This is a genomic window from Glutamicibacter sp. 2E12, from assembly GCF_050030965.1.
In the GTDB taxonomy this organism is placed as follows: Bacteria; Actinomycetota; Actinomycetes; order Actinomycetales; family Micrococcaceae; genus Glutamicibacter.
Genome location: NZ_CP188297.1, coordinates 2,323,811 through 2,349,841 on the forward strand (window position 1 = coordinate 2,323,811; position 26,031 = coordinate 2,349,841).

The 26,031-nt window shown below is 60.5% G+C and carries 28 protein-coding genes; 19 read left to right on the forward strand and 9 right to left on the reverse strand.

Going from position 1 to position 26,031, the window contains the following annotated elements; genetic code table 11:
• Nucleotides 1–15: 15 nt before the first annotated feature.
• The 3 genes from ACP3TE_RS10870 to ACP3TE_RS10880 are packed head-to-tail and all read right to left on the reverse strand — an operon-like array spanning nucleotide 16 to nucleotide 3,307.
• A complete protein-coding gene (locus ACP3TE_RS10870; RefSeq protein WP_133834027.1) occupies nucleotides 16–924 on the reverse strand; it encodes a sugar phosphate isomerase/epimerase family protein in 909 nt (302 codons plus the stop codon).
• On the reverse strand, nucleotides 921–2,159 hold the full coding sequence (locus ACP3TE_RS10875) for a dihydrodipicolinate synthase family protein (RefSeq protein ID WP_402696964.1): 1,239 nt from the start codon (nucleotides 2,157–2,159) through the stop codon (nucleotides 921–923). Before ACP3TE_RS10875 ends, ACP3TE_RS10870 begins: the two co-directional genes overlap by 4 nt.
• An 11-nt stretch (nucleotides 2,160–2,170) precedes the next feature.
• A complete protein-coding gene (locus ACP3TE_RS10880; RefSeq protein ID WP_133834173.1) occupies nucleotides 2,171–3,307 on the reverse strand; it encodes a Gfo/Idh/MocA family protein in 1,137 nt (378 codons plus the stop codon).
• A 174-nt stretch (nucleotides 3,308–3,481) separates the two neighbouring features.
• Here ACP3TE_RS10880 and ACP3TE_RS10885 point away from each other — a divergent pair, with 174 nt between their 5' ends.
• The 10 genes from ACP3TE_RS10885 (at nucleotide 3,482) to ACP3TE_RS10930 (ending at nucleotide 12,472) form a co-directional block, all read left to right on the forward strand.
• Entirely contained in the window at nucleotides 3,482–4,501 is a 1,020-nt protein-coding gene (locus tag ACP3TE_RS10885; protein ID WP_105656299.1) for a LacI family DNA-binding transcriptional regulator, read from the forward strand.
• Nucleotides 4,502–4,674: 173 nt separating this feature from the next.
• The gene (locus ACP3TE_RS10890; protein WP_105661977.1) at nucleotides 4,675–5,991 is read left to right on the forward strand and encodes an ABC transporter substrate-binding protein; all 1,317 of its coding nucleotides are present in this window, start codon (nucleotides 4,675–4,677) and stop codon (nucleotides 5,989–5,991) included.
• 570 nt (nucleotides 5,992–6,561) lie between these two features.
• On the forward strand, nucleotides 6,562–7,491 hold the full coding sequence (locus ACP3TE_RS10895) for an N-acetylglucosamine kinase (protein ID WP_426733529.1): 930 nt from the start codon (nucleotides 6,562–6,564) through the stop codon (nucleotides 7,489–7,491).
• 96 nt (nucleotides 7,492–7,587) lie between these two features.
• Complete coding sequence (locus tag ACP3TE_RS10900; RefSeq protein WP_105656303.1) at nucleotides 7,588–7,905, forward strand: bifunctional 3-phenylpropionate/cinnamic acid dioxygenase ferredoxin subunit; 318 nt, start codon at nucleotides 7,588–7,590, stop codon at nucleotides 7,903–7,905.
• On the forward strand, nucleotides 7,906–9,039 hold the full coding sequence (locus tag ACP3TE_RS10905) for an NAD(P)/FAD-dependent oxidoreductase (protein ID WP_105656304.1): 1,134 nt from the start codon (nucleotides 7,906–7,908) through the stop codon (nucleotides 9,037–9,039).
• A gap of 7 nt (nucleotides 9,040–9,046) precedes the next feature.
• Complete coding sequence (locus ACP3TE_RS10910; protein ID WP_105656305.1) at nucleotides 9,047–10,303, forward strand: MFS transporter; 1,257 nt, start codon at nucleotides 9,047–9,049, stop codon at nucleotides 10,301–10,303.
• A 152-nt stretch (nucleotides 10,304–10,455) separates the two neighbouring features.
• The gene (locus ACP3TE_RS10915; RefSeq protein ID WP_105661972.1) at nucleotides 10,456–10,944 is read left to right on the forward strand and encodes an Lrp/AsnC family transcriptional regulator; all 489 of its coding nucleotides are present in this window, start codon (nucleotides 10,456–10,458) and stop codon (nucleotides 10,942–10,944) included.
• 200 nt (nucleotides 10,945–11,144) lie between these two features.
• Nucleotides 11,145–11,390: a hypothetical protein gene (locus ACP3TE_RS10920; protein ID WP_105656307.1), complete on the forward strand. Its 246-nt coding sequence runs from the start codon at nucleotides 11,145–11,147 to the stop codon at nucleotides 11,388–11,390.
• 358 nt (nucleotides 11,391–11,748) lie between these two features.
• Nucleotides 11,749–12,120, forward strand: coding sequence for a hypothetical protein (locus ACP3TE_RS10925; protein WP_105656308.1), 372 nt, complete (start codon nucleotides 11,749–11,751; stop codon nucleotides 12,118–12,120).
• A 163-nt stretch (nucleotides 12,121–12,283) separates the two neighbouring features.
• Nucleotides 12,284–12,472: a hypothetical protein gene (locus tag ACP3TE_RS10930; protein WP_038993331.1), complete on the forward strand. Its 189-nt coding sequence runs from the start codon at nucleotides 12,284–12,286 to the stop codon at nucleotides 12,470–12,472.
• On the opposite strand, the gene ACP3TE_RS10935 is transcribed toward ACP3TE_RS10930, so the two are convergent.
• Both ACP3TE_RS10935 and ACP3TE_RS10940 read right to left on the reverse strand, forming a co-directional pair.
• Nucleotides 12,469–12,690 carry a LapA family protein gene (locus tag ACP3TE_RS10935; protein WP_105656309.1) on the reverse strand — a complete coding sequence of 74 codons (222 nt, stop codon included), beginning with the start codon at nucleotides 12,688–12,690 and terminating at the stop codon, nucleotides 12,469–12,471. The two genes, ACP3TE_RS10930 and ACP3TE_RS10935, sit on opposite strands and share 4 nt — an antisense overlap.
• A gap of 2 nt (nucleotides 12,691–12,692) precedes the next feature.
• Nucleotides 12,693–13,340, reverse strand: coding sequence for a TetR/AcrR family transcriptional regulator (locus ACP3TE_RS10940; RefSeq protein WP_105656310.1), 648 nt, complete (start codon nucleotides 13,338–13,340; stop codon nucleotides 12,693–12,695).
• Between the two features lie 106 nt (nucleotides 13,341–13,446).
• Between ACP3TE_RS10940 and ACP3TE_RS10945 the strand changes: the two genes are divergently transcribed.
• From ACP3TE_RS10945 to ACP3TE_RS10955, 3 genes are all read left to right on the forward strand, one after another.
• Nucleotides 13,447–14,874, forward strand: coding sequence for a flavin monoamine oxidase family protein (locus tag ACP3TE_RS10945; RefSeq protein WP_105656311.1), 1,428 nt, complete (start codon nucleotides 13,447–13,449; stop codon nucleotides 14,872–14,874).
• Nucleotides 14,875–14,877: 3 nt separating this feature from the next.
• Nucleotides 14,878–15,750: a universal stress protein gene (locus ACP3TE_RS10950; protein WP_105661970.1), complete on the forward strand. Its 873-nt coding sequence runs from the start codon at nucleotides 14,878–14,880 to the stop codon at nucleotides 15,748–15,750.
• Between the two features lie 151 nt (nucleotides 15,751–15,901).
• Complete coding sequence (locus tag ACP3TE_RS10955) at nucleotides 15,902–17,425, forward strand: APC family permease (protein WP_105656313.1); 1,524 nt, start codon at nucleotides 15,902–15,904, stop codon at nucleotides 17,423–17,425.
• Nucleotides 17,426–17,516: 91 nt separating this feature from the next.
• Here the strand turns inward: ACP3TE_RS10955 and ACP3TE_RS10960 are convergent, their stop codons facing one another.
• Nucleotides 17,517–17,765 (reverse strand): hypothetical protein, encoded by a 249-nt coding sequence (locus tag ACP3TE_RS10960; protein WP_146112217.1) that lies wholly within the window; start codon nucleotides 17,763–17,765, stop codon nucleotides 17,517–17,519.
• 167 nt (nucleotides 17,766–17,932) lie between these two features.
• Between ACP3TE_RS10960 and ACP3TE_RS10965 the strand changes: the two genes are divergently transcribed.
• Nucleotides 17,933–18,337, forward strand: a complete 405-nt coding sequence (locus tag ACP3TE_RS10965; protein WP_105656315.1) for a low molecular weight phosphatase family protein — start codon at nucleotides 17,933–17,935, stop codon at nucleotides 18,335–18,337.
• Between the two features lie 14 nt (nucleotides 18,338–18,351).
• Nucleotides 18,352–19,545 (forward strand): MFS transporter, encoded by a 1,194-nt coding sequence (locus ACP3TE_RS10970; protein WP_105656316.1) that lies wholly within the window; start codon nucleotides 18,352–18,354, stop codon nucleotides 19,543–19,545.
• 74 nt (nucleotides 19,546–19,619) lie between these two features.
• Here the strand turns inward: ACP3TE_RS10970 and ACP3TE_RS10975 are convergent, their stop codons facing one another.
• Nucleotides 19,620–20,102 (reverse strand): Lrp/AsnC family transcriptional regulator, encoded by a 483-nt coding sequence (locus tag ACP3TE_RS10975; RefSeq protein WP_332487556.1) that lies wholly within the window; start codon nucleotides 20,100–20,102, stop codon nucleotides 19,620–19,622.
• 227 nt (nucleotides 20,103–20,329) lie between these two features.
• Here ACP3TE_RS10975 and ACP3TE_RS10980 point away from each other — a divergent pair, with 227 nt between their 5' ends.
• Nucleotides 20,330–20,536 (forward strand): helix-turn-helix domain-containing protein, encoded by a 207-nt coding sequence (locus ACP3TE_RS10980; protein ID WP_105656318.1) that lies wholly within the window; start codon nucleotides 20,330–20,332, stop codon nucleotides 20,534–20,536.
• A gap of 47 nt (nucleotides 20,537–20,583) precedes the next feature.
• Here ACP3TE_RS10980 and ACP3TE_RS10985 read toward each other — a convergent pair whose 3' ends face one another.
• Nucleotides 20,584–21,375, reverse strand: coding sequence for a MerR family transcriptional regulator (locus ACP3TE_RS10985; RefSeq protein WP_426733536.1), 792 nt, complete (start codon nucleotides 21,373–21,375; stop codon nucleotides 20,584–20,586).
• 504 nt (nucleotides 21,376–21,879) lie between these two features.
• On the opposite strand from ACP3TE_RS10985, the gene ACP3TE_RS10990 reads away from it, so the two are divergent.
• The gene (locus ACP3TE_RS10990) at nucleotides 21,880–22,689 is read left to right on the forward strand and encodes a hypothetical protein (RefSeq protein WP_146112218.1); all 810 of its coding nucleotides are present in this window, start codon (nucleotides 21,880–21,882) and stop codon (nucleotides 22,687–22,689) included.
• 72 nt (nucleotides 22,690–22,761) lie between these two features.
• On the opposite strand, the gene ACP3TE_RS10995 is transcribed toward ACP3TE_RS10990, so the two are convergent.
• Nucleotides 22,762–23,097, reverse strand: coding sequence for a hypothetical protein (locus tag ACP3TE_RS10995; protein WP_105656321.1), 336 nt, complete (start codon nucleotides 23,095–23,097; stop codon nucleotides 22,762–22,764).
• Nucleotides 23,098–23,253: 156 nt separating this feature from the next.
• Here ACP3TE_RS10995 and ACP3TE_RS11000 point away from each other — a divergent pair, with 156 nt between their 5' ends.
• Together ACP3TE_RS11000 and ACP3TE_RS11005 are read left to right on the forward strand one after the other, a co-directional pair.
• Nucleotides 23,254–23,907, forward strand: a complete 654-nt coding sequence (locus ACP3TE_RS11000) for a peptidyl-tRNA hydrolase (protein ID WP_105656322.1) — start codon at nucleotides 23,254–23,256, stop codon at nucleotides 23,905–23,907.
• Nucleotides 23,908–24,052: 145 nt separating this feature from the next.
• A complete protein-coding gene (locus ACP3TE_RS11005) occupies nucleotides 24,053–26,014 on the forward strand; it encodes an SH3 domain-containing protein (protein WP_426733538.1) in 1,962 nt (653 codons plus the stop codon).
• Nucleotides 26,015–26,031 lie beyond the last annotated feature (17 nt).

Genomic DNA, 26,031 nt, shown 5'->3' on the forward strand with positions numbered 1-26,031 from the left:
ATATTCGAATTCAGATCAGTTTAATGCGCTGGCCGGCTGAACGCCCGCAGCTTGCTCAAGGTGGGGCAGTACTAGAGTTTCGTAGCGCTGGGACATGGTTGCCAAGGTCAGCGCGGAATCCTGCTGGTTGATCTCCTCATTGAAGATCTCGACTTCAACTGGACCTCGGTATCCGGCCTGTGACACCCATCGGGAAATCGCCGAGAAATCGATATGGCCGTCGCCCATCATGCCTCTGGATTGCAGTGCATTGCTGGCAATCGGCAGATTGAAATCACAGATCTGGTAGCTGGCCAGGCGATGCTCAAGGCCTGCCCGCTGGATCTGCTGCTGCAACTGCGGATCCCAGAACACATGGAAGGTGTCAACAACAACGCCCACGGCCTTGGTTGGATAAGGACTGGCCAAGTCCAGGGCCTGTCCGAGTGTGGAAAGCACCGCTCGGTCGGCGGCATACATTGGATGCAACGGTTCTAGCACCAGCCGAACGCCGTGTTCCAGGGCGATGGGAACCAGCTCTTCCAAGCCGCGCGCGACGCGATCACGCGCCGCGACAATGTTCTTGTCTGCTGGATCCCCGGTGCCGCCCAGAATATGCGCGGCCGACGGCAAGCCGCCCACGACCATGATCAATTCATTGGCGCCGATGACGGCAGCTTCCTCGATGGCCTGCCGGTTCGATGCCAGCGCGGCAGCTTGGGCTTCGGCAGAAGGTGCAGTGAGAAAGCCGCCACGGCACAAGGTGCTGGCTTTGAGCCCTGCCCCAGCGATGATCTGGGCTGCTGGCCCAGCGCCACCGGCCTCGGCAAGCAAATGCCGCCACGGACCAATATGGCTCAGGCCCGCCTGCGCTGCAGCTTCAGCGGCTTCGTGGAGGCTGAGATTCGGGGTAGTGCCGGTATTAAGCGATAGTTCGAATGTCATGACACACCTGTCAGGGACGAAGTTGTAGTTTTGATTCCAGAAATTGCCAGGAGCTGTTCCATTCGCCCAGCAGCCAGATCAGGGTTTTGCAACAGGCCAGCGCCATCAGCGAGAACGAATGTGCGCACCAAGTGCGGCAGTGAACGTCCGGCGTGCAGCCCGCCGATCATCTGGAAACCGCTTTGGTGCCCATTGAGCCACGAAAGAAAGGCAATCCCGGTCTTGTAGTAGAAAGTTGGGGCGCTGAAAATATGCAATCCCAGCTCTCTGGTGGAGTCCAGGATCTTCCGGCCGCGTTCTGCGTCGCCTGCATCGAAAGCCTGCAGGGCCGTTGACGCAGCGGGATAGATGGCGGCGAAAATTCCCAGCAACGCATCGGAATGCAGTTGCCCGTCACCGTGAATCAGCTCGGGATAGTTGAAATCGTCTCCAGTGTAGAGGCGCACTCCAGCTGGCAATGCGGCACGAAGCTGCTTCTCATGCTCGGCATTGAGCAAAGAGACTTTGACGCCGTCGATTTTCGACGCGTGCTGCTCCAGAATGGACTGGAAAACCCCGGTGGCTTCTGCCAAATCCTGTGTTCCCCAGTAGCCGCTCAACTGTGGATCGAACATGTCTCCAAGCCAATGCAGGATCACTGGCTGCTTGGCAGCGTCGAGCAAAGTCGCATACACGTCCAGATAATCCTGCGAGGTGCGCGCTGCCTTGACCAGGGCCCGGGAGCACATCAAGATCGCCTTCGAACCTGAATCTTCAACAAGGCGCAGCATCTCCAAATAAGCGTTGGTGACTTCAGCCAGCTGGCCCGGCTGGACAGTGTCTGCCGACAGCTGGTCCGTGCCGACACCGCAGGCGAGGATATCCCTGACGGTGAGCCCGGCCAAGGCCGGGTAGCTGTTCTTCTGGAGAACCACGGCCGCTTCGATCGCCGATCGCCTGATCAACTCGCAGGTAGCCGCGTAGTCCAGCCCCATGCCTCGCTGCGCCGTATCCATCGCATCGGCGACACCCAGCCCGTAGGACCATAGCTCGTGCCGGTAGGCCAGCGTCGCATCCCAATCGATGCTTGCCGGTGCGCCAGGCGTATTGTCTGCTCCCATGAGGGGGATGACATGGGCTGCGGCATAGGCCTTGCGCGAGGAAAGCGGGGCAGACGGCCGCTGGAATTCGCCGGGGCCTTTCAACCGATAGGAAAAGTTCTGCCCGTTTTCGTCAATGAGTGTCAATTCGGGCAAGGATGCGTAGCTCATAGCGTGATCTCCGGGATATCGAGGGTGCGTCGTTCGGCGGCTGACTGCAATCCCAAAGCCGCCAGCTGGACACCGCGAGCGGCCGAAAGCAGGCCATACTGGTGTTTGCGTCCCGCTGCGATGTCGGCCAAGAAATCTTCCCACTGCAGCTTGAAGCCGTTATCCAGGTCGGCATTGGCGGGAACTTCCATCCACTGGTCGCGGAACGACTCAGTGACTGGCAAATCGGGGTTCCAAACAGGCTTCGGAGTGTGGGCGCGTTGCTGGGCAACGCACTTGTTCAATCCCGCGACGGCGGAACCGTGGGTGCCGTCGATCTGGAATTCCACCAGTTCATCGCGGTAGACGCGCACTGCCCACGAGGAGTTGATCTGCGCAATTACTGCATCGCCGGAAGGAGTTTCGAGTTCGAAGATGCCGTAGGCCGCATCATCTGCGGTGGCTTCGTAGGCTTCGCCTCGTTCGTCCCAGCGGGTAGGGATGTGGGTTGCCGTGGTCGAGGTGACGGACTTGACCTTGCCGATGATTCCTTCAAGGACGTAGTTCCAGTGGCAGTACATGTCGGTGGTCATCGATCCGCCATCCGCAAGACGGTAGTTCCAGGAAGGCCGCTGCGCTTCCTGGATGTCTCCCTCGAATACCCAGTAGCCGAACTCGCCGCGCATTGAGAGAATGCGTCCGAAGAAGCCTTCGTCGACCAAACGGCGTAACTTCACCAGGCCCGGCAAGTAGAGCTTGTCGTGCACGACGCCGGCGGTAATTCCCTTGGCCTGTGCCTGGCGGGCGAGATCCACGGCCTCTTCGAGGGTTTCAGCGGTCGGTTTCTCGGTGAAGATATGCTTGCCTGCCCCGATGGCTTTCGACAGCGTTTCGTAACGCAAGGAAGTCATGGACGCGTCGAAAATGATGTCGACACTCGGGTCATCAATCAGGGAGTCAAGATCGGTGCTGTAGTGCTCAACCTGGTGCTTCTGCGCAAGTTCGCGCAGCTTCGCTTCGTTACGTCCAACGAGGATCGGTTCAACGGTCAGCTTCGAACCGTCCCCGAGAGTGATTCCTCCCTGGTCTCGGATAGGAAGGATTGAACGCAGCAAGTGCTGGCGGTATCCCATGCGGCCGGTGATGCCGTTCATGGCGATGCGTAGAACTTTTGTTTCTGTCACTGGGGTCTCCTCGAAACGGGGAATGCGTAAGGGAATAGAATGGGAATGCGCTTTCCACGATAGTGAGGTGTAATTGGAGTGTCAACCATCACGTTCGCGAAAGATAAGCTTGTGCCAGGTTGCAGAGAATGATAAGGATTTCAGATGGCTGTTCGACTAACTGATGTGGCTAATGAAGCCGGGGTTTCCCTGGCGACCGCTTCGCGAGTGCTCAATGGGTCAGCACGCAAGCCGGCTGTGGAAATCTCGGATAAAGTGCGTGCTGCGGCTGAAAAGCTCGGTTACTTCCCCAATGCCCAAGCGCAAGCGCTTGCCAGATCCACCACGAAGCTGATCGGCTTGGTGGTCAGGGACATAGCCGACCCCTACTTCTCTACCATCGCCCGGGGAGTGCAGCGCTCTCTTGGTGATAGCGGTGTCCAGCTGCTTTTGGCCAGCACGGAGTACGATCCCGAGCGGGAAATCGAAGCCGTTCAGGCATTCATGTCGCAACGGACGGACGCTATCATCCTGTCGGGATCGCGCAGTTTGGGCGAGAACGGGCAGTTGCTGAAACTGATCGAGAATTATCAGGAAAATGGTGGCCAAGTCATGATTATCGGCCAGCCCATGACCGATATGGGCGGCATACAAATCGACAACGAGGCAACTGCCGAGCACCTGGCGGCCGAGTTGATCAGTGCCGGCCACCGCAGGTTTGTCGTATTGGCCGGGGAAGCGAATCTGCTGACATCAAGGGACCGTTCCAACGGGTTCCTGGAGAAGCTGAAGCGCAGTGGCCTGGATGCAGAGGAAGTTATCAGCGGCCCCTTCTCGCGCGAGGGGGCCTATGTTGCAATGAGCGATTACCTCAAGCGGCAGAAGTCGGCAGGCGGTGTCCATCGGGTGTGCGTGTTCTGCGTTTCGGATGTCATGGCCCTGGGTGCCATTCGGGCGATTCGCGAGAACCGCTTGCGTATTCCCGAAGATATCGCTGTGGTGGGATTCGACGACATCCCGACCCTTATCGACATTACGCCCACGGTCAGCACTGCTCGACTTCCTCTGGAAGAAATCGGAAAATGGGCTGGTGAGATGGCGCTGAACCACGGCGAACTGCGGAAGATTGTGGTTTCCGGTGTGCCGGTCCTGCGCGAGTCCACGCAGCTGGCTGACGGCCAGTAGTGATGTTCATTGGGAATCGTGCCATGCGAAAACTAACTGACTTGATTCCCGAAACCCCTTGACCAGTGACCGCAATCACACCTAGATTGTTTGGCAAGCGCTTTCCACATTGAAAAACCAGGTGTTGCTTGCAGGATGGCCTCGCATCACCACCCCACCCAAGGAAGATTTTCATGACTCAGCAGGTATGCACGAGAAAAACTGGACGGAAATTCGGTCTGCGGCTAAGCAAATCAGTTGCAGTTGTGGCGGTAGCCGCTCTGGCCCTCACTGGCTGTGGCGGTAGCAGCGCTGCCGACGGTGAGGACGGGAAGATCCAGCTTCGTTTCTCATGGTGGGGCTCGGATTCGCGGGCCCAGGCAACCAATGAAATTATTGAGGCTTTCGAAGCGGCCAACCCGGACATCGATGTCCAAGGCGAGTACTCCGACTGGAGCGGCTACTGGGACAAGCTCGCAACACAGGTTGCCTCCAACGATGCTCCGGACATTATCCAGATGGACGACAAGTACCTTCGCGAATACGCGGACCGCGGCGCATTGCTGGACCTCGAAGGCGTAGATGTTTCCAAGTTCGAAGACGTTGCCGTTCAAAACGGTACGACCGATGCCGGCCTTGTCGGCATTACCACCGGAATCAATTCCTTCACATTGACCGCAAATCCAAAAGTCTTAGCCGAAGCTGGCCTGGAAGTTCCAGATGACAAGACCTGGACGTGGGATGACTACCGGACGATCACCGAGACGGTGAGCCAGAAGCTCGACGGCAAATATGGAGCCGAAGCCCCGAACGAACCGGCCGGGTTGCAGACCTGGTTGCGTCAAGACAAGAAGAATCTGACGAGCTCGGATGGATCACTCGGATTCTCGCCTGACGATCTGGCCAAGTACTTCCAGCACCACAAGGACTTGATGGATAACGGTTCTTATCCAAAGGCCTCGGTCCTGGCGGAAAACCAGAATGCAGGTCCAGACCGTTCTATGACAGGCACGGGAGTGGCAGCCTTCGGCATGTGGTGGAGCAACCAGTTGGGAGGCCTTTCCACAGCGGTTGGTTCGGACTTGGTTCCGCTGCGACTGCCAAGCCACACCGGCAAGGCTGAGGACAATGGTCTTTGGCACAAGTCGTCAATGATGATGTCGGGGTATGCTCGCACCGAACACCCGGAAGAGGTCAAGAGATTTGTTGACTTCATGGTGAATTCGCAAGAAGCTGGCGCGCTGAACCAGATGGACCGCGGGTTACCTTCGAACACCGAAGTGCGGGAACAAGTCGTCTCAAAATTGGATTCAATCGAAGCTTCTTCTGCAGAATTCGTGACGAGCTTGAAACCCGAACTTCAGAGCACGGAACCAATCCCGCCAATGGGGTTCAGTGCGGTTCAGGATGTCCTCTACCGTTATGAAATGGAAGTGTTCTTCGAGCGCCAGAGCGTAAGCGACGCGGCGCAGAATGCCTTCAAGGAAATTGAAACTGCGGTAGCCCAATAGCTGAACGAGAATCAACCATCGTTCTTGCGGTCGTTGCAATCCCTGGATCCCGGGGATTGCAACGGCCTTTGCGCGTTCGAGGGAAAGTTCATTCTGCTCCTCCTTCAACTCTCTGCGCGATGCAATCCTTGAATTCGTCACGGCTCGTGCCGTACAGGGCTGCGGTTTGGGCCAAGCTTCCAGATGCCTCATAACCTTTTTCGGTCGCGATCTGCGCCCAAGCAAGCCTCTCCAGCCAATTGCGTGCGACGAGTCGCGAGTGCACCAGCAACCGGGATGCGAGTCTCCAACGGCCGTTGAACTTTCCAGGACATGGCCTATCGGAAGGGTGCTGCCAATCAGCTGGAATCCCGCAGAGGTGGATTGCCATTGGGTTCCTGCGTTCTTCCATTCATTGCCAGAGGCAACCACACCGCGGGGCCCGCAGCTCTGGGCCGCGAAGCTGCTGACTCGACCGTGCCGGTGATCAGTTCGCGGCACCTGCGGATTGCAGGGCGAACCCCGCCAGCTCTGCGGCCAATGCGGGGAGCGCAAAGTATCCTGGAAACAAAGTGCAAGAGGAATGGAAAAATGGCATCTGGACTTTTGGCAGTAGACGGTGGGCAGACCGGAATCAAGCTGAGATTCGAGCAGGATGGCAAAACTGCAGAATTAGCGCTTCCCGGTGTGCAAACCCATGAACCAGTCCTGCCCCAACTGGCACGCGCCATTAACCAAGCTGCCGCTGCCGCCGGATGGGAGTGCAGCACCGTGAGCGTAGGCACCACAGGCCTGGTGAAAGCCGAACATGATGCACGGCAGCTCTACGACCTCATCGGATCCAGCGCTATTTCCCATATTGCGCTGGCCCACGACTCGGTGACCAGCTATCTCGGAGCGCTGGGAGAACGCCACGGCGCTGTCGTTGCAGCCGGTACCGGTGTCGTCACCTTGGCGGTAGGCCCCCGCTCGGTGGCCCGAGTTGATGGATGGGGCCACATCATGGGTGATGCCGGCAGCGGCTATTGGATTGGCCAGAAGGCAATGAACGCGGCCATGCGCGGCTTTGACGGCCGCGGGCCAGCCACCGCGCTGACCGGGGAACTCGCGAAGCGCTGGCCCGATCTCTCCGAAGCGTATATTGACCTGCAAGCGATACCGGACAGGGTGGCCATCGTCGCCTCCTTTGCGCAGACGGTTGCCCAGTTGGCCGCGACCGATGAAATGGCGGCGCGGATCTGCGCGCTCGCCGGTGCAGAACTGGCCAGCTCCGCAGCAACGGCATTGCGCCGCGCGAGGCTGGAACGGCAGGCCGGAGCGATTCCGGTCGCAGCCATCGGGGGAGTGCTCGCCGGCGAATTCGCCAGAAGCAGCTTCGTGCGGGAGCTGCACCTGCTGGTCCCTGCCGCGCAAGTCCAGGATTCGCCGGGAAATGGGCTGGACGGAGCCCGTGCATTGGCCCTCCTGCCAGCGGACCACGCCTTGCAAGGCCTCGTATCGCGCTTGCACGCCCAGCCATAAGACGTGGGCAGCGGTGATAACTGGCCATCAAATAGGCGCAGGCAATCAATAGGTGACAAGATTAGTGGAGAACGTCGTGATTATTAAGGAGTCATCGTGAGTTTCCGAGTCGGTCCCGTAGATCTTGTCCCCGAAGGCGAATCGCTGCTGGTTGAAGCCAAAGACAGCGGCGCAAGCGAAGACATCGCGATCTTCCACGCCGAAGACGGCAACTTCTATGCGCTGCAGGATGAATGCACCCACGAGGTCGCTTCGCTTTCCGACGGCTGGCTCGAAGACTGCAGCATCGAATGCCCCATCCACTCCTCGACCTTCGACCTGAAAACCGGCAAGGTGCAGTGCATGCCCGCCACCGTGGACGCCCGGACCTACAAGGTGGACGTCGTGGACGGCTTCTTGGAGCTTGAAATCTAAATGCCTTCCGTGCACATCATCGGAGGCGGGGTCGCGGGGTACGCACTGGCCCGGCACCTGGTGCAACAGCAATACGCCGGATCCATCAAGATCAGCGATGCCCAGGGCCTGCCCTATGATCGTCCGCCGCTGAGCAAGTCCCTGCAGGTTGAACCGTTCGCACCGGTGTCCTGGTACCAGCACCATGGCGTCGGCCTGATCCAGGAAGATGTCCAAAGCCTGCAACTGCCGCAATCCGCTGACGACTGGGTTGTGCTGGCTACCGGCACCACGCCCAAGGCATTGGATGTTCCCGGTGGGCACCATGCGCTCAGCCTGCACAGCGCTGCTGACGCCGCCCGGATATCCGACGTCCTGGAATCGGGGATGTTCGGCCAGCGGGTGCTTGTCATCGGAGCGGGACTGGTCGGGGCCGAATTCGCGTCCACCGCCAAGATGTCCGGGGCACAAGTCACCTTGATTTCCAGCTCCGACGCACCTCTTGCCCACGTGCTGGGCCAAGAACTTGCCGAACAGCTGCACGCAGATCATGCCAACCACGGCATTGCCACCTTGACTGGTGCGGTGACCGAGCTCGGCCCCAACTATGCACTGGCCAATGGCCAGCGCCATGATGCGGAGCTGATCGTGGCAGCCATCGGCGTCGAACCTGAAACCGCGCTCGCCGGGCATCTGGGCCTGGAAGTAGACGACGGGATCGTTGTCGATTCCCAGCAGCGTTCCCTCAGCAACCCGCAGGTGCTGGCTATCGGCGACGTCGCCCGGGAGGAAAACCAGCCCCGTGCGGTGCACTGGGAAGCTGCCATGGAAGATGCCGCCCAAGCGGCGGCAACAATCATGGGCACAGCCGCACCGAAGCGTTCGGTGCCATGGTTCTGGAGCGACCGCCACGAAATGCACGTGGAAACCGTGGGCGACTTCAGCCAGGCCGCCAGCACCGTGACGCGCCTGAACCGGCGAGGCAAGATCCAGACGGTCTTCGGGCTCGACGCCAAGGGCTCATTGGTGTCCGCTTCGATGATCGATGGCGGCCTGATGGCCAAGGCCGTGAGACGGCTCATTGCGAAATCAGCCACCCCAAGCATTGAACAATTGAAGGACCCCCTGACGGGTCCGCGCGAGTTAGGCCGGTAAGAAACTTATGAATGCAGCCGAACCACTGAAGGTTCCCGCGGCCCTGCAGACGCCCACCAAACGGGTTGGCCCTGGCTGGATCGCTGCGGTTGTCATTGTCCATATCGGTATCAATGTCGGCTTCTTCGCACCGATCCAGGTGCTGCTCGGATTGCACGCCGAACAACTGGATGCCAGCCAGAAGAACGCGATTCTCTCGCTGGTCACCGGCGTCGGCGCGGCCGTCTCGCTGGTAGCCAACCCGCTGTTCGGCGCGCTCAGCGACCGCAGCACATCGAAATTCGGGCGCCGCATCCCGTGGGTGTTCTTTGGAACTATCTGCGCTGCGCTGGCCCTGCTGCTGATGTCGACCTCGCAAACCGTGAGCACGCTGGTCATCGGCTGGGCGCTGATGCAAGCTGCCGGCAACGCCGCGCTGGCTGCGATCTTCGCGGCCATCCCGGACAAGGTGCCGGTAGAGCAGCGCGGCATGGTTGGCGGGCTGGTGGCCTTGGGCCAAACCTGCGGTTCGCTGATCGGTGCCGTGATCGGCATGGTCGCTGCGAGCAACCTGGTCTTCGGCTACGCCATCGTCGCTACCGCCGTGGCCATTTGCTCCATTCCGTTCGTGCTGATGCGCCAGGATGTTCCGCTGCCCAAGGGAGCACTGGAGCCTGTCAAGCCGCTGGAATTCTTGCGCAGCTTCTGGATCAACCCGGTCAAGCATGCCGACTTCGGATGGGCCTGGCTGACCCGCTTCTTGCTGTATCTCGGTTGCCAGCTGTGCCTGGTCTACTTGCTGTTCTTCCTGCAGGATGCCATCAAGCATCCAGAACCGGCCCAGGGCGTGCTGGTGCTGACCGCGATCTACGCCTTCTGCGTGATCTTCTCTTCGGTGATCTCCGGCAAGCTCTCGGACAAGGACGGCAAGCGCAAGAAGTACGTCATCATCTCTTCGGTCATCGTGGCCGCCGCGGCCGGCGTGCTGGCGACGGCAACCTCCTTCGCCACCGCCATTGTCGCCGCAGTGCTCCTGGGCATCGGCTTCGGCGCCTACCTGGCGGTGGACTTTGCGCTGCTGACCCAGGTATTGCCGAACGCCGATTCGCGCGGCAAGGACCTGGGTATGATCAACATTGCCAACTCGCTGCCGCAGGTGGTCGCCCCGCTGATCGCCTGGCTGGCGGTGAGCTGGTTCGGCGGCTACCCAACCCTGTTCCTGTGCTCTGTGGTGATCAGCCTCCTCGGCGCCGTGCTGGTACGCCAGATCAAGAGCGTTCCGTAGGTCCTGGACGAAGCATTCCCCAGCGTCGCGCACCGAGCGGAACGGAAACGGTGCGGCACCGGGAACTGGTGGCGGAAAAACGCCAAGGGGACGCCAACCGGGCCGTATGATGAATCCAGCGAACCGCGATAATGAGGAGCAGGTGCGGCTGAATGTCGATGAACGAATCCGGGCGGGAGAGCCGTGCAACGCAGCTTGATGGCATAGACCGCAAACTGCTGGCGTTGCTGACGAAGAACTCCCGGCGGACCAACAACTCCCTCGCCGAGGAGCTGGGCATAGCACCGTCCACCTGCCTGGCGCGGTTGAATGCCTTGCGCGATTCGGGAGTGATTTCGCGCTTCACCATCGAAGTGGATCCGCAGGTTCTGGGCCGGGAGCTCGAAGCGCTGATCTTCGTGAAAATCCGTCCCGGAGCCCGTCACCTGATGTCGAACTTCGCTACTGACATGCGCAGCAAACCGGGGGTGCGACAGCTGTTCTTCCTGGGCGGCGCTGACGACTTCGTCCTGCACGTAGCGGTGCGCAATTCTTCGGATGTGCGCCAGTTCGTGCTCGATAACCTCTCGGCCAATCCGGCCGTGGCCACCACCCAAACCTCCCTGGTATTCGAACACGGCCACGGCAGCGGAGAGTACTAGGCCCCATTCTTGACCGATTTCCATCTCGCCGATGTTCGCAGGAACAACCCGCAGCCCTGCGTTGGTCGAAGAAACATGCTAAACTTGATGTTCTTCTCTTAGCATGGCTGCGGCCCGTTGGCAGCTGGGGATCGGTTCTCCAGACAAGCAACGGACCCCACCGCAGCTGCGACTGAAAGAATGGGGAGGTCGAGAAGATAATGCATTTTGACGCAACTGTTGTCACCGCACTGGTGACCTTGATTGTTCTGGCCATCGCAACCGTTGTGCTGGTGATCCGGTACAAGCGCACCCACCAGGCAGAAATCCGCCAGGCCCTGGTTGCCAAGGCCCGGAAGCGCGGCGTTGCCTCGCCGGAAGACCTGTCGAACCACGATCTGGTACTGCAGATCCGCGCGGCAAAGCGCCAGCGCAAGCAGGATGGGCAGGACCTGAAGACCGCATAGGGTTTGCACCCATGCGCTGACGATGCTGGGCCCCAGTCCATTTCCGGACTGGGGCTCAGCCGCGTCAAGGGCCTTGGGCAGCCGCTGGCCCCGTCTTTACCCAATGCCAATGAACCGGGAAATGGTGTCGGGAATAAACGGCAGGTGCCAGCGGAATGCAGGCAGGTAATTAACCTCGCGCAATTCCGGGAAACTATGTCCCCGGTCACCAGAAAGGCCGATTTAACCCCTGAATCATGCGGATTGCATCACAGGGGCATGTGGGGTTCTGAACAAACCACTTCTCAATAGATAAATGGTCGGAAATGATGGATATGACTGGAAATGCAGCAGCGTTAATTCTTTAGGAGCAACAACAATGGCCTCGATCCCACTCGGTGAAGACATCCTCTTGGCACGCCACGGCGCCAACATCGTCAAGCTCCGCCAGGATCGGAAGAACCGCACCACTGTTGCCCATCTGCGCGGTGGAGCCACCGATACGGCCTCGAACCTGCTCACCGCACCAGTTCCCGCATTGACCCCGGCAGCCAGCTTCACCCAGGGCGCGGCTCGCTACCTCAACGATGAAGCCGAGGTTAGCCGCGGCGAAGTTCGTTCGCTGGTCAAGATCTCGCTCGGCTTTTCTGCCATCATGGGCATCGTCTTCGGCGGCCTGGTCTTGGCTTTGTACAAGGTCGGCGGCAATGAAGCTCTCCAGTCGCTGAGCTACATGGGCGCAAGCCAGTAGCTCTCGCAAGCATTTCCAGGAAAACGGGATTCCGAGGCAACTCGGGATCCCGTTTTCCTGTTTCCGGACCAGGTGCTTACTCCGAGGCCGGGCTTGCGGCAAGTCTCGTATTTCTTGCCCGGCAGGCATAGGATGGCGGCAACGGGAAGGACGGGAGCAGGCCATGCGTTTTGTTTTGGAAGTTAACTTCGATACCGAGAACATGCAGCTCAAGCCATTGGAGGAGCTGCAGAAGATTCTGCGCGACTGGTCGACGAACATCACGATGTATCCGATCGTTGCCGGCGCCCAGGAAGATGTCTACGACTCGGATAACGAGCAGGTGGGGGAGTGGGCAATCCTCGACGACTAGCCTCGCCGTCTGGAGAACCACCCGATGGCATACCCTGCGGCCAGGGTAATGAGCAGGACAAGCCACAGCGGAGCCGTGGAATGGATCAAGAAGAATTCAACGCGGACGAAGGCCAGGTTCTGCAGCATGAAGACCACCGCGAGGATCACCAGTGCAATAGCTGCCCATTGCTTGGCGCTAAGCCCCTTCTTCGGCGGCCGCTGTTCCGGATAGCCCATGCTCAGCTTCCGTTTGCCAGCAAGCCGGCAACGAGGGCCGACAACCCGCGCTGGAACGAATCGTCGCTGGTATCAAGCTCTGATCGGCGTTGCGCCGCCACAGCCTGGGTGAAATGCGGAGTGAGATCCTGGTGATTGCTGGTGTCGAAAATGTCATGCGGGGCGGCCGTATCCATGGCCGAACCGAAGATGAATGACTCCAGTGCAACAATCGTCGGCACAATCTCGTTCTCTGCCATGCCGAAGTCTGCCAGCGCTTCGGCAACGCGCTCGTACATTCCCAAGGTGCGCGGCGAATCGGAGACGGGCAGTACCGCGATGACCGGAATCAGGGGAATGTGCCGCGCGAAGACGTTCCGGTAGCTCGTAGCCCATTGAAGCAAAGCCTGCTTGGTATCGGCTTGGTCGAATACCGAGGTGTCTATATCGGCCATGACCAGTTCCTGGATCCACTGCAGGAGGTCGTGCTTGGAATCGACGTGATTGTAGAGGGCCGATGGAGAGACGCCCAGGGATTTTGCCAGCCGCTGCATGGTCAGGGACTCGTAGCCGTCCCCGGAAACAAGTTCCAGCGCGTGCTCGGTAATGCGCTCCCGATTCAGCACCGCCTTGCGCGGGCGCCCGGCTCGCCTGGCTTCCGTTTCACTCATGCGGACCTCTTCCTGACGTGGGGTGCTTCACAACTGGATCTTCGTACCCTATGCTATATGACAGGTAAATGAACCTTATTCATTTAAATGTGCAAGGGAGTCGATCATGCAACATCTGGAACGCGACGTCGTCGTCATCGGTGCAGGGCCATCGGGACTGACAGCAGCCTATGAGCTGAGCAAGGCCGGCAAGTCCGTCGCGGTGCTCGAAGCCCGCGACCGCGTCGGCGGGCGCACCTGGACCGACGTCATGGACGGCGCGACCATCGAGATCGGCGGCCAGTGGATCAGCCCCGACCAGACCGGCCTCTACTCGCTGATCAATGAACTTGGCATCGAGACCTTCGAACGCTACAAGGCGGGCAAGAGCGTCTACCTCACCGGGGAAGGCGAGCGGATCGCCTATGAGGGCGAGGACTTCCCGGTGGCCGCCAGCACCGTGGCCGAAATGGACAAGCTGGTAGAGCTCATGAACCAGCTGGCCGCCGGAATGGACCCGGACAAGCCGTGGGAGCACCCTCAGGCCCAGGAGCTGGACCAGATCTCCTTCCACCACTTCCTGCGCCAGCACTGTGCCGACGAGCTGGCCTGCAACAACGTGGGCCTGTTCATCGCCGGGGGCATGCTGACCAAGCCGGCGCACACCTTCTCCGCGCTGCAGGCGGTGCTCATGGCGTCCTCGGCCGGCTCCTTCGACAACCTGGTGGACGAGGACTTCATCCTGGACCGGCGCATCGTGGGCACCATGCAGGGCGTATCCAAGACCCTGGCCGAGAAGCTGGGCCAGCAGACCGTCTTCCTGGACAACCCCGTGCTCAAGCTCGAATGGTTCGATGGCGGGGTGGTGGCCCACGGGAGCACCGTGACCGTCTCGGCGAAGAAGGCCGTGCTGGCGGTACCGCCGAACCTGTACTCGCGCATTTCCTACGTCCCGGCGCTGCCGCGCAAGCAGCAGATCACCCACCAGCACCAGTCCATGGGCCTGGTCATCAAGGTCCACGCCGTCTACGACACCCCGTTCTGGCGCGAAGAGGGCCTGTCGGGCACCTGCTTCGGCCCGAGCAGCCTGGTCCAGGAGCTCTACGACAACACCTATGCCGGGGAGGAAACCGGCACACTGGTCGGCTTCATCTCGGATCTGAAGGCCGACGCCATGTGGGAACTGGACGAGGAACAGCGCCGCGCGGTGATCCTCAAGGCCATGGCCGGCTACCTGGGCGAGAAGGCACTGGATCCCAAGGTCTTCTACCTCTCGGACTTCGCCGCCGAGGAATGGACCCGCGGCGCCTACGCCACCAGCTACGACCTGGGCGGGCTGCACCGCTTCGGCCCGGCGCAGAACGAGAATGTCGGACCGATCTACTTCTCCTCCTCGGATCTGGCCGGCGAAGGCTTCCAGCACGTGGACGGCGCGGTGCGCATGGGCCGCCGCTCGGCCGCGCGCATCATCGCCGCACTGGATGGCACCGCCTACGACCAGAGCTACGATGGCGTTGCCACGCTGACCCCGTCCAAGGAAAAGGCCAGTGCCTAGACCATGAAATTGCTCGTAGGTTACACCGCGGACCAGCGCGGTGCCGAAGCCATCGAACTGGCCAGCGCCCTGGTGGCCGGTACCCGCGACGCGTCCTTGCGGATCGCCATCGTGCTGCCTGCCGCCACCCCGTTCAACGCGGTCTACCCCGGCGGGGACCATGGGTTCTCCTCCATCCTCTCCGACCAGGTGGACCGCTGGGCGGCGCAGGCCCTGGCCCTGGTGCCGGAAGGAATCGCCACCTCGGTGGTAGCCCGTTCCGTGCCCTCGGTGGCCGAGGGGCTCATCGGCCTGGGCGAGGAATTCGGGGCCCACGGGATCGTGCTGGGCGGCCGCAAGCGCCACCGAGCCGGATTCTTCAGCCCCGGGGCGATCGCCAATGCGCTGCTGCATTCCTCGCCGATGGCCGTGTTCATGTCCTCGCCGGCCTCCCTGGCCACGTTGCGCGCAGCCGGCGGGAAGATCACCAGGCTGACCGCATTCGTGGGGGACCGCCCGGGGGCACGGGAAGTCATCGGCCTCTCGGCGCGGATCGCCGCCGCCTGCGGACTGCCGCTGCGCGTGGCCACGCTGGTCTCCCATATGGATCTGGCCGACCCCCGGCTGGAGCTGGATGACCATCTGGCCCAAACCCGCAGCTACCTGCAGGAACTGACCGGTTCCCTGGGCCTGGAGGCGGTAGTCGAGGTGGTCTCCGGGCGCGGCCTGGACGAAGCGGCCGCCCAGCTGTCCTGGCAGGACGGGGACCTGGCACTGCTGGGATCGGCCCGGCTGGCCGCCCCGCGCCGATTGTTCATCGGCCCCAAGGCCCAGCGGATCCTGGGCCAGCTCAACGTCCCGATGGGCGTCGTCCCGACCCTCGAGGCTGCCAGCTAGAAGGCAGCGCATCATTCCTGCACGATCCTTGTTCCCCGGGCACTTGCCGTCGCGAAGCACGCGGACGGTGCCCATCTGACCCCTGACGGAAGGTGGCTCGGTACTTCTGGCCGACGCACTCACACCTCGCTAATTGTTTAAGGTAACCACCATGTCGCACGACTTGAGGCAGGCATCGCCGCCTGCACGCTCCGAGAGCGGACTGCACGAAAAAGGACTGTCCAAGGGCACCGTTGGCGTTCTGGGGCTTGTCGTTATCGGCATCTCCTGCATCGCCCCGGCCTACACCCTCACCGCAGGCCTCGGCGCCACGGTGGCCGAAGTCGGCACCAGCCTGCCTGCGATCCTGCTGGCCGGATTCCTGCCGATGCTGCTGGTGGCCTTGGGCTACCGCGAGCTGAACAGCGCCATGCCCGATTCGGGCACCTCCTTCACCTGGGCGACGCGTGCCTTCGGCCCGATGATCGGCTGGATGGGAGGCTGGGGCCTGATCGCTGCGACGGTGATTGTGCTCTCCAACCTGGCGGCAGTGGCCGTGGACTTCTTCTATATCCTGATTGCCCAGCTCACCGGCCAGCCGTGGATTGCGGAGCTGACCGGCAACCTGTGGGTCAACATCCCCACCACGCTGGTGTTCATTGCGGTGGCCGCCTGGATCTCCTACCGGGGCATGAACGCCACGAAGGTCTTCCAGTACGTGCTGGTCGGGTTCCAGGTGGCGGTGCTGCTGCTCTTCGCGGTCATGGCCCTGACCTCCAGCCAGCCCAATGATCCGACACCCATCACCTGGCAGATGTTCAATCCGGCCGGCATCGATACCTTCTCGGCCTTCGCCGCGGGCATCTCGCTGTCCATCTTCGTTTTCTGGGGCTGGGATGTCACCCTGACCATGAACGAGGAAACCACCGATCCGAAGAAGGTCCCCGGACGCGGCGCCACCTGGACGGTGCTGGTGATCATCGCGTTGTACCTGGCCGTATCCCTCGGGGTGATCTACTGGGCCGGGGTGGGCACCACGGGCCTGGGCGCAGGCAACCCGGAGAACCAGGAATCAATTTTCGCGGTGCTTTCCGGTCCGGTCATGGGCCCGCTGGCGATGCTGATGTCCTTGGCCATCTTGTCCTCCTCCGCGGCCTCGCTGCAATCCACCATGGTTTCGCCGGCACGCACCTTGCTGGCCATGGGCTACTACAAGGCGCTGCCCTCCAGCTTCGCGAAGATCTCCGCGCGCTTCATGTCCCCGTCGGTGGCGACTTTCGCCTCCGCTGCTGCCGCTGCCGTGTTCTACGTGGTCACCAGGCTGCTCTCGGAGAACGCATTGTGGGACACGATCACGGCGCTGGGCCTGATGATCTGCTTCTACTACGGGCTGACCGCCTTGGCCTGCGTCTGGTACTTCCGCGGGGAACTGTTCGCCAATGCCAGGAACTTCTTCTGCAAGTTCTTGGCGCCGTTGGCAGGTGGCGTCGTCTTGCTGGTGATGTTCTTTGCCACCGCCATCGAATCCATGAATCCGGACTACGGTTCGGGCTCCAATATCGGGGGAGTGGGCATGGTGTTCATCCTCGGGGTCGGCGTGCTGCTGCTGGGCGTTGGCATCATGCTGTGGATGCGGGTGCGCCACCCGGCGTTCTTCAAGGGAGAAACCATCAAGACCTACAAGCTGCTGAAGTAGGACCGGCGCAACGAACCAGAAGGACCACTCGCGAACGAATCGCGGGTGGTCCTTCGTGTTCGGTGCCGCCGCCGCAGGAGCTATCTTGCCGCTAATCGGCGGCGTCGGCCCGGGTCATGTGCTTGGCCACGCCGATGGCGGCCAGCACGGCGCCGAAGGGGATGAGCGCGCTCTGGATCAATGAATTAAGGAAAGCCAGCGGCGCGCTGCCCAAAGGGCTGCTTCCAAAACCGGATTCGAAGCTCCACATCGCCAGGACTGGCAAGATGCTGCTGATGAGAACGCCTGCCAACACGATGACGACGCCGGATACAATCATCTTCTTATGTAGAGCAAGCAACGTTTTCTCCTATTGCCTTGGGCTGAGTATTTCCAACCGTAGCCAAATCCGCCACTTTTAGCTATAGCGGGAGTGCTGTTTGCTTTCGCCAAGGGCAGGTCTTTTCCTGCTTCGCAACCTTCTCGTCCAAAGGCCCCTAACCGGCGCGCAAATGGTTCAATAGGTTCATGGCTAACTCGGTACTTTTCATCTGCTCCCGCAATGCAGGCAAATCGCAAATGGCGGCCGCATTGATGGACTACATTTCTGAAGGGAAAGTTACCAGCTACTCGGCTGGAACCAACCCAGGTTCAGGCATCAACCACGAAGCGGTTGAATCGCTCTCGCAGGCCGGCGCGGACATGTCGCAGGGCACGCCCAAGGCCATCGACCCTCGCGTCGTCGAGCAAGTTGACCGCGTGGTAATCCTTGGCTCCGATGCGAATCCGCAATTCGATCCGTCCATCAAGACCGAACGCTGGGTCACCTACGAACCCAGTGAAGACGGCATCACCGGTGCCGAACGAATGAACATGATCCGCGATGAAATTGCTGATCGCGTCCGTGAACTGTTCCACGAGTTGGAGCGGTAGAAATCACTGTTCGCATGACCACCCGAAAGGCAACTCCGTGGTGGCTTCCGGGCGTATGCCTTGTGCTCACTGGTTGGTGTGCCAACCAATACGTATCGCTGATCAATTGGTACCAGCAATTCCGCGAGCTCAGTGAGTTCGAGGCCATGCTGGTCATGGGCAGCTACCTGGCGGGCATGATCCCGGCGTTGGCTTTCGGCGGACCGCTGGCGGACAAGTTCGGGCGCAAGCCATTTTCGCTGCTTGCCCTTGCCTGCTCCATTCTGGGATCCCTCGGGCTCATCTTCGGATCGGTTCACGAGTCCGGTCTCTATGCGGGACGCATCCTGACCGGCTTGGGCATGGGCCTGGCCATGGTTGCCATCACCAGCTGGGTGAAGCTGCTTAGCCCGGGAGCTGCCGGCGCGACTCGTGCCGCGCTGTGCACGTCCTTGGGTTTCGCGCTGGGACCGGTCATTTCAGGGGCAATTGTCGGGACCAGCGGCAGCCCGGAACTGGCATACATCGTCCATGCCGCCGCGGCGCTTTCCTGGTTGCTGTTGATGTTCTTCACCCGAGAAGACCGAGTCACTGACCGGGCAGGGCATCATCTGGAGGCCGACGTGACGACTCCGGCAAACCTCCAGCGGTTCTACCGCATCGTCTTGCCCGCAGCCCCATGGGTCTTTGGCATGGCGGCAACAGGGTTTGCCGTGGTTCCGGCGCTGAGCAACGGCGCCGGTGAATCCAGCCTGTTCTACACCACCTTGGCAGTCGCGGTCACCATGGGCATGGGTACCTTGATCCAGCCATTCGTCAAGAGATTCAATGACTTGGGCAAGATCAAGCTGCTCATGGCTGGACTGGCTACCTCGCTGGCTGCACTGCTCATGATGATCGCAGTGTCGCTGAGCGGCTCAGAATTCTTGGGAATTATCGCATTCGCCATAGCCGGTTCGGCCAATGGCATTTTGCTGGTTGCCGGGCTAAGCCAGGTATTGGATCTTGCCGGCGGCGCCGACGTCGGCAAATTGACCGGCCGGTTCTACATGTGCTGTTTCATCGGGTTCAGCTTCCCGACATTCTTTGCACTGTGGCGCACGGTCGCTCATCCTGCTCTATTCATTGGCCTGCTTGCCGTGCTCTGCCTGCTATCCATGATGCAGGTGTACCGCTCGGCCAAGTATCTGCCCGCTGCCATTCTCGAAGAAGTTCCAAACAGGCCATAATGCCAAACGCCGCTGCCGGCCACCTTGCGGTGCCGGCAACGGCGTTTACGCATTGGACTCCAACATACTGGGAGCTAGTCCTGGCTCAGCTTCTTGAGCAGCTCGGTAGTGCGGAATGGGATGACATCGCGCAGGATCATCGAGGTGGAAGTGCGGGTTATGCCCGGGCAGAGGCGGATCTCTTCACTGACCCGGTACAGGTCATCCGGGTCAGTCGCGGCCACACGAATCAACAGGTCCGTGTCTCCCGCCGGCGCGACGCATTCCAGAATCTCGGGAATCTGGCGCAGTGCGGCGATGGCCTCATTCAAGCTGGCCTGGTTCAATTCAGCGCTAACGAAAGCGCTGACGCCACGGCCCATGGACGCAGGGAGGATTCGCGCGGTGTTCGGGCGCAACGCACCTGAATGGGCCAAGCGTTCCAAACGAGTCTGCACGGTGCCGCGGGCCAGGCCCAGCTGCTGCGCCAGCATCATGATCGGCACACGCGGATCCGCATCGAGTGCCAGAAGGATACGCCGGTCGGTTTCATCGAGCTGATACGTATCCGAATTCATGTGGTGGTCTCCTGAGACAGGTTGTGTTGCGCGTGCATAAGTACCAACCTAGATTTTAGTCAATATGACCAGTGAATCCCAAATGTGTTGCGCGGATTGGCCGATATTATTGCGTGCAAGTCGGCTACTGGGGTCAACAGGGCGAATGCTCGGGCGAAAAGCCATCTTTTATCCACAAAATAACCAGGCTGAGATCAAATGGGCGCTAATCACAGTAACCTGTTGATATGAGGTTTTTGCGGTTGGAAGACGTGGCAGAGGAACTGAATGTGAAGCTGCCCCAGGTCCGCGCTTTGGTGAAAAGCGGCGAGCTGCCGGCCATCCAAATTGGCGGGCGGGGCATGTGGCGCGTGGAACGCGTTGCACTGGAGAACTATATCCAAGAACGCTATGCGCAGGCCCGCGACGATATCGCGAACGAATCCCAGAGCTGAATGCGGTGCCCTTGGCTGTTCCCGAGTCCATAGGGAACAGCCACAGCCTAGTCCAGCTCGATAGCCCGTTCTGCAAAGATCCGCAATGCGTCGCGAACCAGCTCCGCGTATCCGCCGTAGTTCTTTGCAAACCGCGGATCAGCGACATACATCTCGCCGAGATTGCAGATATATGCCTTGTGCTGTGCCGGATCGCCGGAATCCAGCGGGGTGCCCTTGGCGCTCTGGAGCCAGCGCACATGTCGAGCCGCTAATTCCTGGGCTTCGAAGCTGTCCGCTGGGACGGAATTCTTCCCCGCCACGATCCAATCCTGATTGAGCATCTTTACCTCTTCCATGAATGCGTTTTGCTGGTCCCCGGTTTTGGAACGCCACCAGCGATTCGATGCTTCATACGCGTCGGCGCCCCAGCGTTCGGCAACCTCTTGCTTGTACTGCTCGTTGAAGCCGTCAAAGCTCTTTTCCGGTTCCATGTTTCCTCCTGTCGTTAGTGTTGAAATGCTGTGCTCCAAGGCAGCGATCTGCCGGTCCAGCGCCGCACGCTGCCTATGGAGCTGTTCCTTGTGGGTGCTCAGCGCGACCAGTTCATCGCGTTGCTCGTCCAGGATTTCAGCGATGGTCTCCAGCTTGATGCCCAGCTGCTTGAGCAGGAGAATCTGCTGGAGCCGGACCAGCTGCCCGTCGGTGTAGAACCGGTAGCCGTTGGCAGACACGTAGTCAGGTTTCAGCAAGCCGATCTGGTCGTAGTGCCGCAAGGTACGGCTGCTGATGCCAGCGGATTTTGAGACATGCGCAATCGAGTGGTGAACTGCCGGCTCGTGGCTAGTTGAATCCTTCATGGCTACCACGCTAATGGTTGACGCAACGTCAAGGTCAATAGTCCCCGCCGCATTTCCTGATCAAAAATTTGTGATTCAGATCTCACGGCAAAATGGCGAATAATAACGAGATATTCCTTGTCCAATTGATCATATTGACTAGTTGTTAGCACGCCTGTTGCACAGTGTGATCTATGTGTAGTTCACTGTTGGTAGATGAAGTTGAACAGGTTACCGCCGAAATCAACGAGGACCGCCTGATGACGTAAACCATCTGCATTTACGGGATCAAGGAGCCCTGGCCACCCACGCCAAGGCAAGGTAGAAGACATAGTCCAGATGGCTCGCGGGCATTCCAGTTGGGTGGAATGCCCACGGGCCATCTGGCATTTCTGCCAAAATCACTCACATTCGAATCACAAGCTCCGAGCGAGTTGGAGGAAACGCCTGCCGGCATTCGCGATGCTTCGCTCTGGCTCTGGAACAATGAGCGCGTAGGGACACCGAGGAGTAAGAGTGGGTTCAATGAGGCGCGTCTGGCAAAACTGGTGGATGCAATTGGTCGCCGGATTGCTGATCACTGCGATCGCGGTGTTGCCGTGGTTATGGATCGGTCAGGAAGACCGCTCAATTCTCCCGCATGCCAGCGACGACGCCCAAGGGCTGCTGGTGGTTTTCTCCGTGATCACCCTCTGGGGCTGCTGGTTTGCCCGACGCATTGGATATAGCCGCACCGGCTTTGCCATCGTGACTGCCGTGGGCATGGTCCTGGGACTCTTGGGCCTGGGGTTCCAAGGACTCCACGCATTCGAATCGGGGCTCTTGGACGGGGAACTCTCCCCAGCTTCGATTCGCCATCTTTGGGTTTTCGGTGGCCTGCTGCTGGTCAGCCAAGCCTGGTATTTCCTGGCCACTAAATTGCGGCTGCCCATAGCGGTGCTCTTCTATGCAACGCTCACTGTGGGCGTGAGCTATTGGCTGCAGATCATCGCATCGCTCGTTGCGGGCGCCCAGTCGTACTACGTTTACCTTTGGTATTCCGGGCCGCTGATCCTCGGCCTCATTTTGGGATTCGTCGGGTTCTCGAGGGTCATGAACTTGCTGATGTGGGTTTTCGCATTGGCTATCCAATGGATGATGCCGGCAGTCGTGGAAAGCGCGGCCAGAGTTATTGGATCGAAGACCACTGGCTGGAAGACCGTCGGCTCCTTCTGGGAACAATTCACCGGAAGTGTCCTGGAAATTCCGTGGCAGGCTCCGCTGCTGGTCAGCTTGGCGACGGCTATGCTTACCAGTGTCATCTTGCTGATTGTTCGCAAGGTGCGGCGGCGCTAGGCAAGAGTCCAAGCCGCTAGTTAGCCGGTGCTGGCCAAATATCCGCAACGACGCGAACTGCACCCTGGAAGTTCATTGCTGCCAAGGCAGCATCAAAGGCTTGCGGGCCATCCGTAATGGATTTCTGGAACAACGGCGACCGGGCGCGCCCAGCTCCTCGTAGTTGGCAAGAGTGCGCGCCGGCAGGATCTCCGCTGGATCGTTGCCCGGAACAGCAGGGTGCAGGGTCCACCACGATTCGCCGACAGCCTCATCGAGCAGCACGGTGCCCAGCCCATCGGTACGTATCGTGGGCTCGATGAACTGCACGCCCACTGGCAAAACGGTGGTGTTCGCGGAGGTGATTGGAATCAGCTTGCTGGTCAGCTTGCCGTTGCCGTTCCCCGAAGCACCAGTGCTCGGGCCCATCGGCCAACATAAGCCAAGCATTGGGACATGGCGCAATGCCGCGCAATGCCGCGCTGTGCACGCGGTGGAAGCCGGGGAGCAATCGGCTTCGGCAGTCAGGGCACTGCTAGTCCGCTCCGAGTATTTCAGGGCCGCCACTCGCCATAGAATAAGACCATGACTGAACTGCGCGATCGCGACCCCGGAGAACTGGTCCAGCCCATCATCCTGCGAATCGACAAGGAGGATCCGTCGAGCGAGGACGAGGGCCTGTCAGCGGTGGCACGAGCAGCCGTGATTGCCTATCTGCAAGATCCGCAGAACCCGGATTGGCAGCAGTGGGCTTCACAGGCCTACGCCAAATCGGTACGCCGGGCTAATCCCAAGATGTTCGCCAAGGTGCTGGAGATGTTCCCTGAGCAAATGGTCAGCGAAGTGGGCAAGGCCCGAGCCGTTGGCTTGCCTCCATTGCCGGCCGCTGACTTGCCGAAGCTGATTGCCAAGTTGCAGGTCTCCGGCACGCAGCTTCCAAAAGCGGAGGAAGTCCTGGATGCGCAGATCAGCATCGTGCTGAACAAATCCTTGGACATGTCCACAGGCAAGGCCGCGGCGCAGGCAGCACACGCGCTGTTCGCCTGGCTGACAGAATCCCCAGCGGAAGAGGTCGAAGCGTGGCTCCACGCCCATGCTCCGGTGGGCATCAAGCACCTGCCGCGCAGGGAATTCGACCGCTTGTCGCGGCAGGCCGCTGGACCTGTCATCCAGGATGCCGGGCGAACTGAAATCGAACCCGGATCCGTCACCGCTTTCGTCATTTCCGAGGCACGCTAGAACCTTAGAATCCAAGCGCGGTGAAACCGCCATACCTGTGTCATGATTTCCTTGGCGGTAACAGCAATTGTCACCACAGCGGATCGCTGTGCACTTCCGTGGGCCGCAGGAAACGGCAATATGCCCTTGCTCGAAAGCACTGACATTGAAATTCTCTAAACGTGTACTGGGCCTGCTGCTGGTCCTGATGCTGTCCTTCGGGACCGCAACTGGCGCCAGCGCCTCAACGCAGGCACCAGCCGGCCTGGCGCAACTCGCTGCCGCTCCTCCGGCAATTGCCAAGCAGACCACCACCAACCTGAATTTGCGCAAGTCGCCATCGGTCCGATCCGCGTCGCTGCTAGTCATTCCCAAAGGTGCCAAGCTCCTCGCGTCCAAGGGTTCATCGGGCTGGGTGCAAGCGAGCTACATGAAGAAGACCGGCTGGGTCTCGGCCAAGTACCTGGCAACGCCGAAAGCGCCGGCGCCGGCAAAGCCCAAGACTTCAGCCGTGCGCTATCTGATTTCCTTCCAGCCGGTGCGCAAGAAGGCATCGGCGGCATCCGCGGCCTTGACCGGGGCCATGCGCAAAGCCGAGGTCCAGCGCCTGGGCGCAACCGGTTCCTGGAGCCGGATCAGAATCGGCAAGATCACCGGTTTCGTGCCCACCAGCCAGCTGTCTACCGCAATGCCCGCGCCGGTGTACCGGTATGCGAAAACCGCGCAAGTGCTGCGCAAGTCCGCCTCTGCCAAAGCGGCACGCGTTGCGGGTGTTCCAGCTGGAGCCAAAGTCGAGTGGCTGCGCACGTCAGGCTCGTGGACCTATGCCATTTCTGCCGGAAAACGCGGCTGGCTGCCGGCCAAGCAGCTGTCGTCGCAACCGGCAGCAACCCGGAAAACGATCGGGAACCGTTGGCTGATCAGCAGCAGCGTCCTGCGCCAGTCCAATCGCAGCTCATCTCCATCCCTTGGAAGCCTTGCGCCGGGTGAAAAAGTCGGCTTGTACGCAACCCGAGGTTCCTGGTCCCAGATCAAGTCCCAGCGCGGCACCGGCTGGGTGCCTAGCACTAGCCTGTCCAGCACCGCCTACAAGCCCGCCAACCCATCGGCTCGCTGGATCCTGGCTAATACCGCCCTGCGCGTCGGCGCTTCGGGCTCTGCCAAGTCCCTGGGGACCGTGCCAGCGGGGTCCAAGCTCACCCTGCACGGCACGTCGAATGGCTGGGCGCGAGTGAAGACTTCCAAGACGATGGGATGGGTTCCATCAAGCGTACTGGTGGCCAAGGCCTACACGCCGCTGAAGCAGGCCAAGCGCTGGACGACGGCTAATGTGCACCTGCGCTCCGGGTACTCCACCGGCCATAAATCACTGGCGGTCATCTCCAAGGGCCGGCAGGTCAGCGTCCTGGGAACGGCCAATGGCTGGACGCGAGTTGCCTCAACGCAGGGCACCGGATGGATCAGCAATGGCTATCTTGCTACTAGCAAACCGCAGGCGCCGCGACCGGCACCGGCACCGAAAGCCGAATACCGCTGGACCACAACCAACGTGAACCTCCGCGCCGGCGCGGGAATCAGCCACCAGAGCAAAGCCGTGCTGCCAGCGGGGCAGAAAGTCGCCTACCTGCGCAGCGATTCCGGATGGGCGCAAGTCGCCGCTCCCCAGGCCACCGGCTGGGTCAAGGAAAACTACCTTTCCAAAAATGAGCCGGGAACGTTGCAACCCGATGCGCAGCGCGTCATCGCTGCGTTGCAGGGGAAGACCGGCGATACTATCAGCGCCATTCATACCATTCGAAGCGGCTCTGCCGGGCACAGCTCCGGGAAGGCCGTGGACCTGATGATTCGCGACTACAAGAACAGGCAGCGGGTTGCCCAGGGCAAGAAGCTGGCCCAGTTCCTGCTGGATAACCGCAGCCAGCTGGGTATCTATTACCTGATCTGGCAAGACCGGATTTGGCTTCCCACGACAGGCTGGACGCCGTATTCCGGATCAGGAAAGTACGGAAACCAGTTCACCGGCAATTGGAATGACACCACGATGCATATGGATCACATCCATGTGGAGGTCTACGGCAACTCGGCCACGGGAGGTCCGCTGGACTACGGGGCGCTGCGAACCCGCTAATCTGCTGCTGTCTGGTG

Coding starts and splice junctions, on each gene's coding strand:
- ACP3TE_RS10890 (WP_105661977.1), top strand. CDS start 4,675: ATGACTCAGCAGGTATGCACGAGAAAAACTGGACGGAAATTCGGTCTG.
- ACP3TE_RS10880 (WP_133834173.1), bottom strand. CDS start 3,307: ATGAACGGCATCACCGGCCGCATGGGATACCGCCAGCACTTGCTGCGT.
- ACP3TE_RS10905 (WP_105656304.1), top strand. CDS start 7,906: ATGCCTTCCGTGCACATCATCGGAGGCGGGGTCGCGGGGTACGCACTG.
- ACP3TE_RS10930 (WP_038993331.1), top strand. CDS start 12,284: ATGCGTTTTGTTTTGGAAGTTAACTTCGATACCGAGAACATGCAGCTC.
- ACP3TE_RS10915 (WP_105661972.1), top strand. CDS start 10,456: ATGTCGATGAACGAATCCGGGCGGGAGAGCCGTGCAACGCAGCTTGAT.
- ACP3TE_RS10935 (WP_105656309.1), bottom strand. CDS start 12,690: ATGGGCTATCCGGAACAGCGGCCGCCGAAGAAGGGGCTTAGCGCCAAG.
- ACP3TE_RS10975 (WP_332487556.1), bottom strand. CDS start 20,102: ATGAATTCGGATACGTATCAGCTCGATGAAACCGACCGGCGTATCCTT.
- ACP3TE_RS10925 (WP_105656308.1), top strand. CDS start 11,749: ATGGCCTCGATCCCACTCGGTGAAGACATCCTCTTGGCACGCCACGGC.
- ACP3TE_RS10970 (WP_105656316.1), top strand. CDS start 18,352: ATGACCACCCGAAAGGCAACTCCGTGGTGGCTTCCGGGCGTATGCCTT.
- ACP3TE_RS10940 (WP_105656310.1), bottom strand. CDS start 13,340: ATGAGTGAAACGGAAGCCAGGCGAGCCGGGCGCCCGCGCAAGGCGGTG.
- ACP3TE_RS10950 (WP_105661970.1), top strand. CDS start 14,878: ATGAAATTGCTCGTAGGTTACACCGCGGACCAGCGCGGTGCCGAAGCC.
- ACP3TE_RS10910 (WP_105656305.1), top strand. CDS start 9,047: ATGAATGCAGCCGAACCACTGAAGGTTCCCGCGGCCCTGCAGACGCCC.
- ACP3TE_RS10990 (WP_146112218.1), top strand. CDS start 21,880: ATGAGGCGCGTCTGGCAAAACTGGTGGATGCAATTGGTCGCCGGATTG.
- ACP3TE_RS10955 (WP_105656313.1), top strand. CDS start 15,902: ATGTCGCACGACTTGAGGCAGGCATCGCCGCCTGCACGCTCCGAGAGC.
- ACP3TE_RS10920 (WP_105656307.1), top strand. CDS start 11,145: ATGCATTTTGACGCAACTGTTGTCACCGCACTGGTGACCTTGATTGTT.
- ACP3TE_RS10885 (WP_105656299.1), top strand. CDS start 3,482: ATGGCTGTTCGACTAACTGATGTGGCTAATGAAGCCGGGGTTTCCCTG.
- ACP3TE_RS10895 (WP_426733529.1), top strand. CDS start 6,562: ATGGCATCTGGACTTTTGGCAGTAGACGGTGGGCAGACCGGAATCAAG.
- ACP3TE_RS10965 (WP_105656315.1), top strand. CDS start 17,933: ATGGCTAACTCGGTACTTTTCATCTGCTCCCGCAATGCAGGCAAATCG.
- ACP3TE_RS10985 (WP_426733536.1), bottom strand. CDS start 21,375: ATGAAGGATTCAACTAGCCACGAGCCGGCAGTTCACCACTCGATTGCG.
- ACP3TE_RS11000 (WP_105656322.1), top strand. CDS start 23,254: ATGACTGAACTGCGCGATCGCGACCCCGGAGAACTGGTCCAGCCCATC.
- ACP3TE_RS10870 (WP_133834027.1), bottom strand. CDS start 924: ATGACATTCGAACTATCGCTTAATACCGGCACTACCCCGAATCTCAGC.
- ACP3TE_RS10995 (WP_105656321.1), bottom strand. CDS start 23,097: ATGGGCCCGAGCACTGGTGCTTCGGGGAACGGCAACGGCAAGCTGACC.
- ACP3TE_RS10945 (WP_105656311.1), top strand. CDS start 13,447: ATGCAACATCTGGAACGCGACGTCGTCGTCATCGGTGCAGGGCCATCG.
- ACP3TE_RS10980 (WP_105656318.1), top strand. CDS start 20,330: ATGAGGTTTTTGCGGTTGGAAGACGTGGCAGAGGAACTGAATGTGAAG.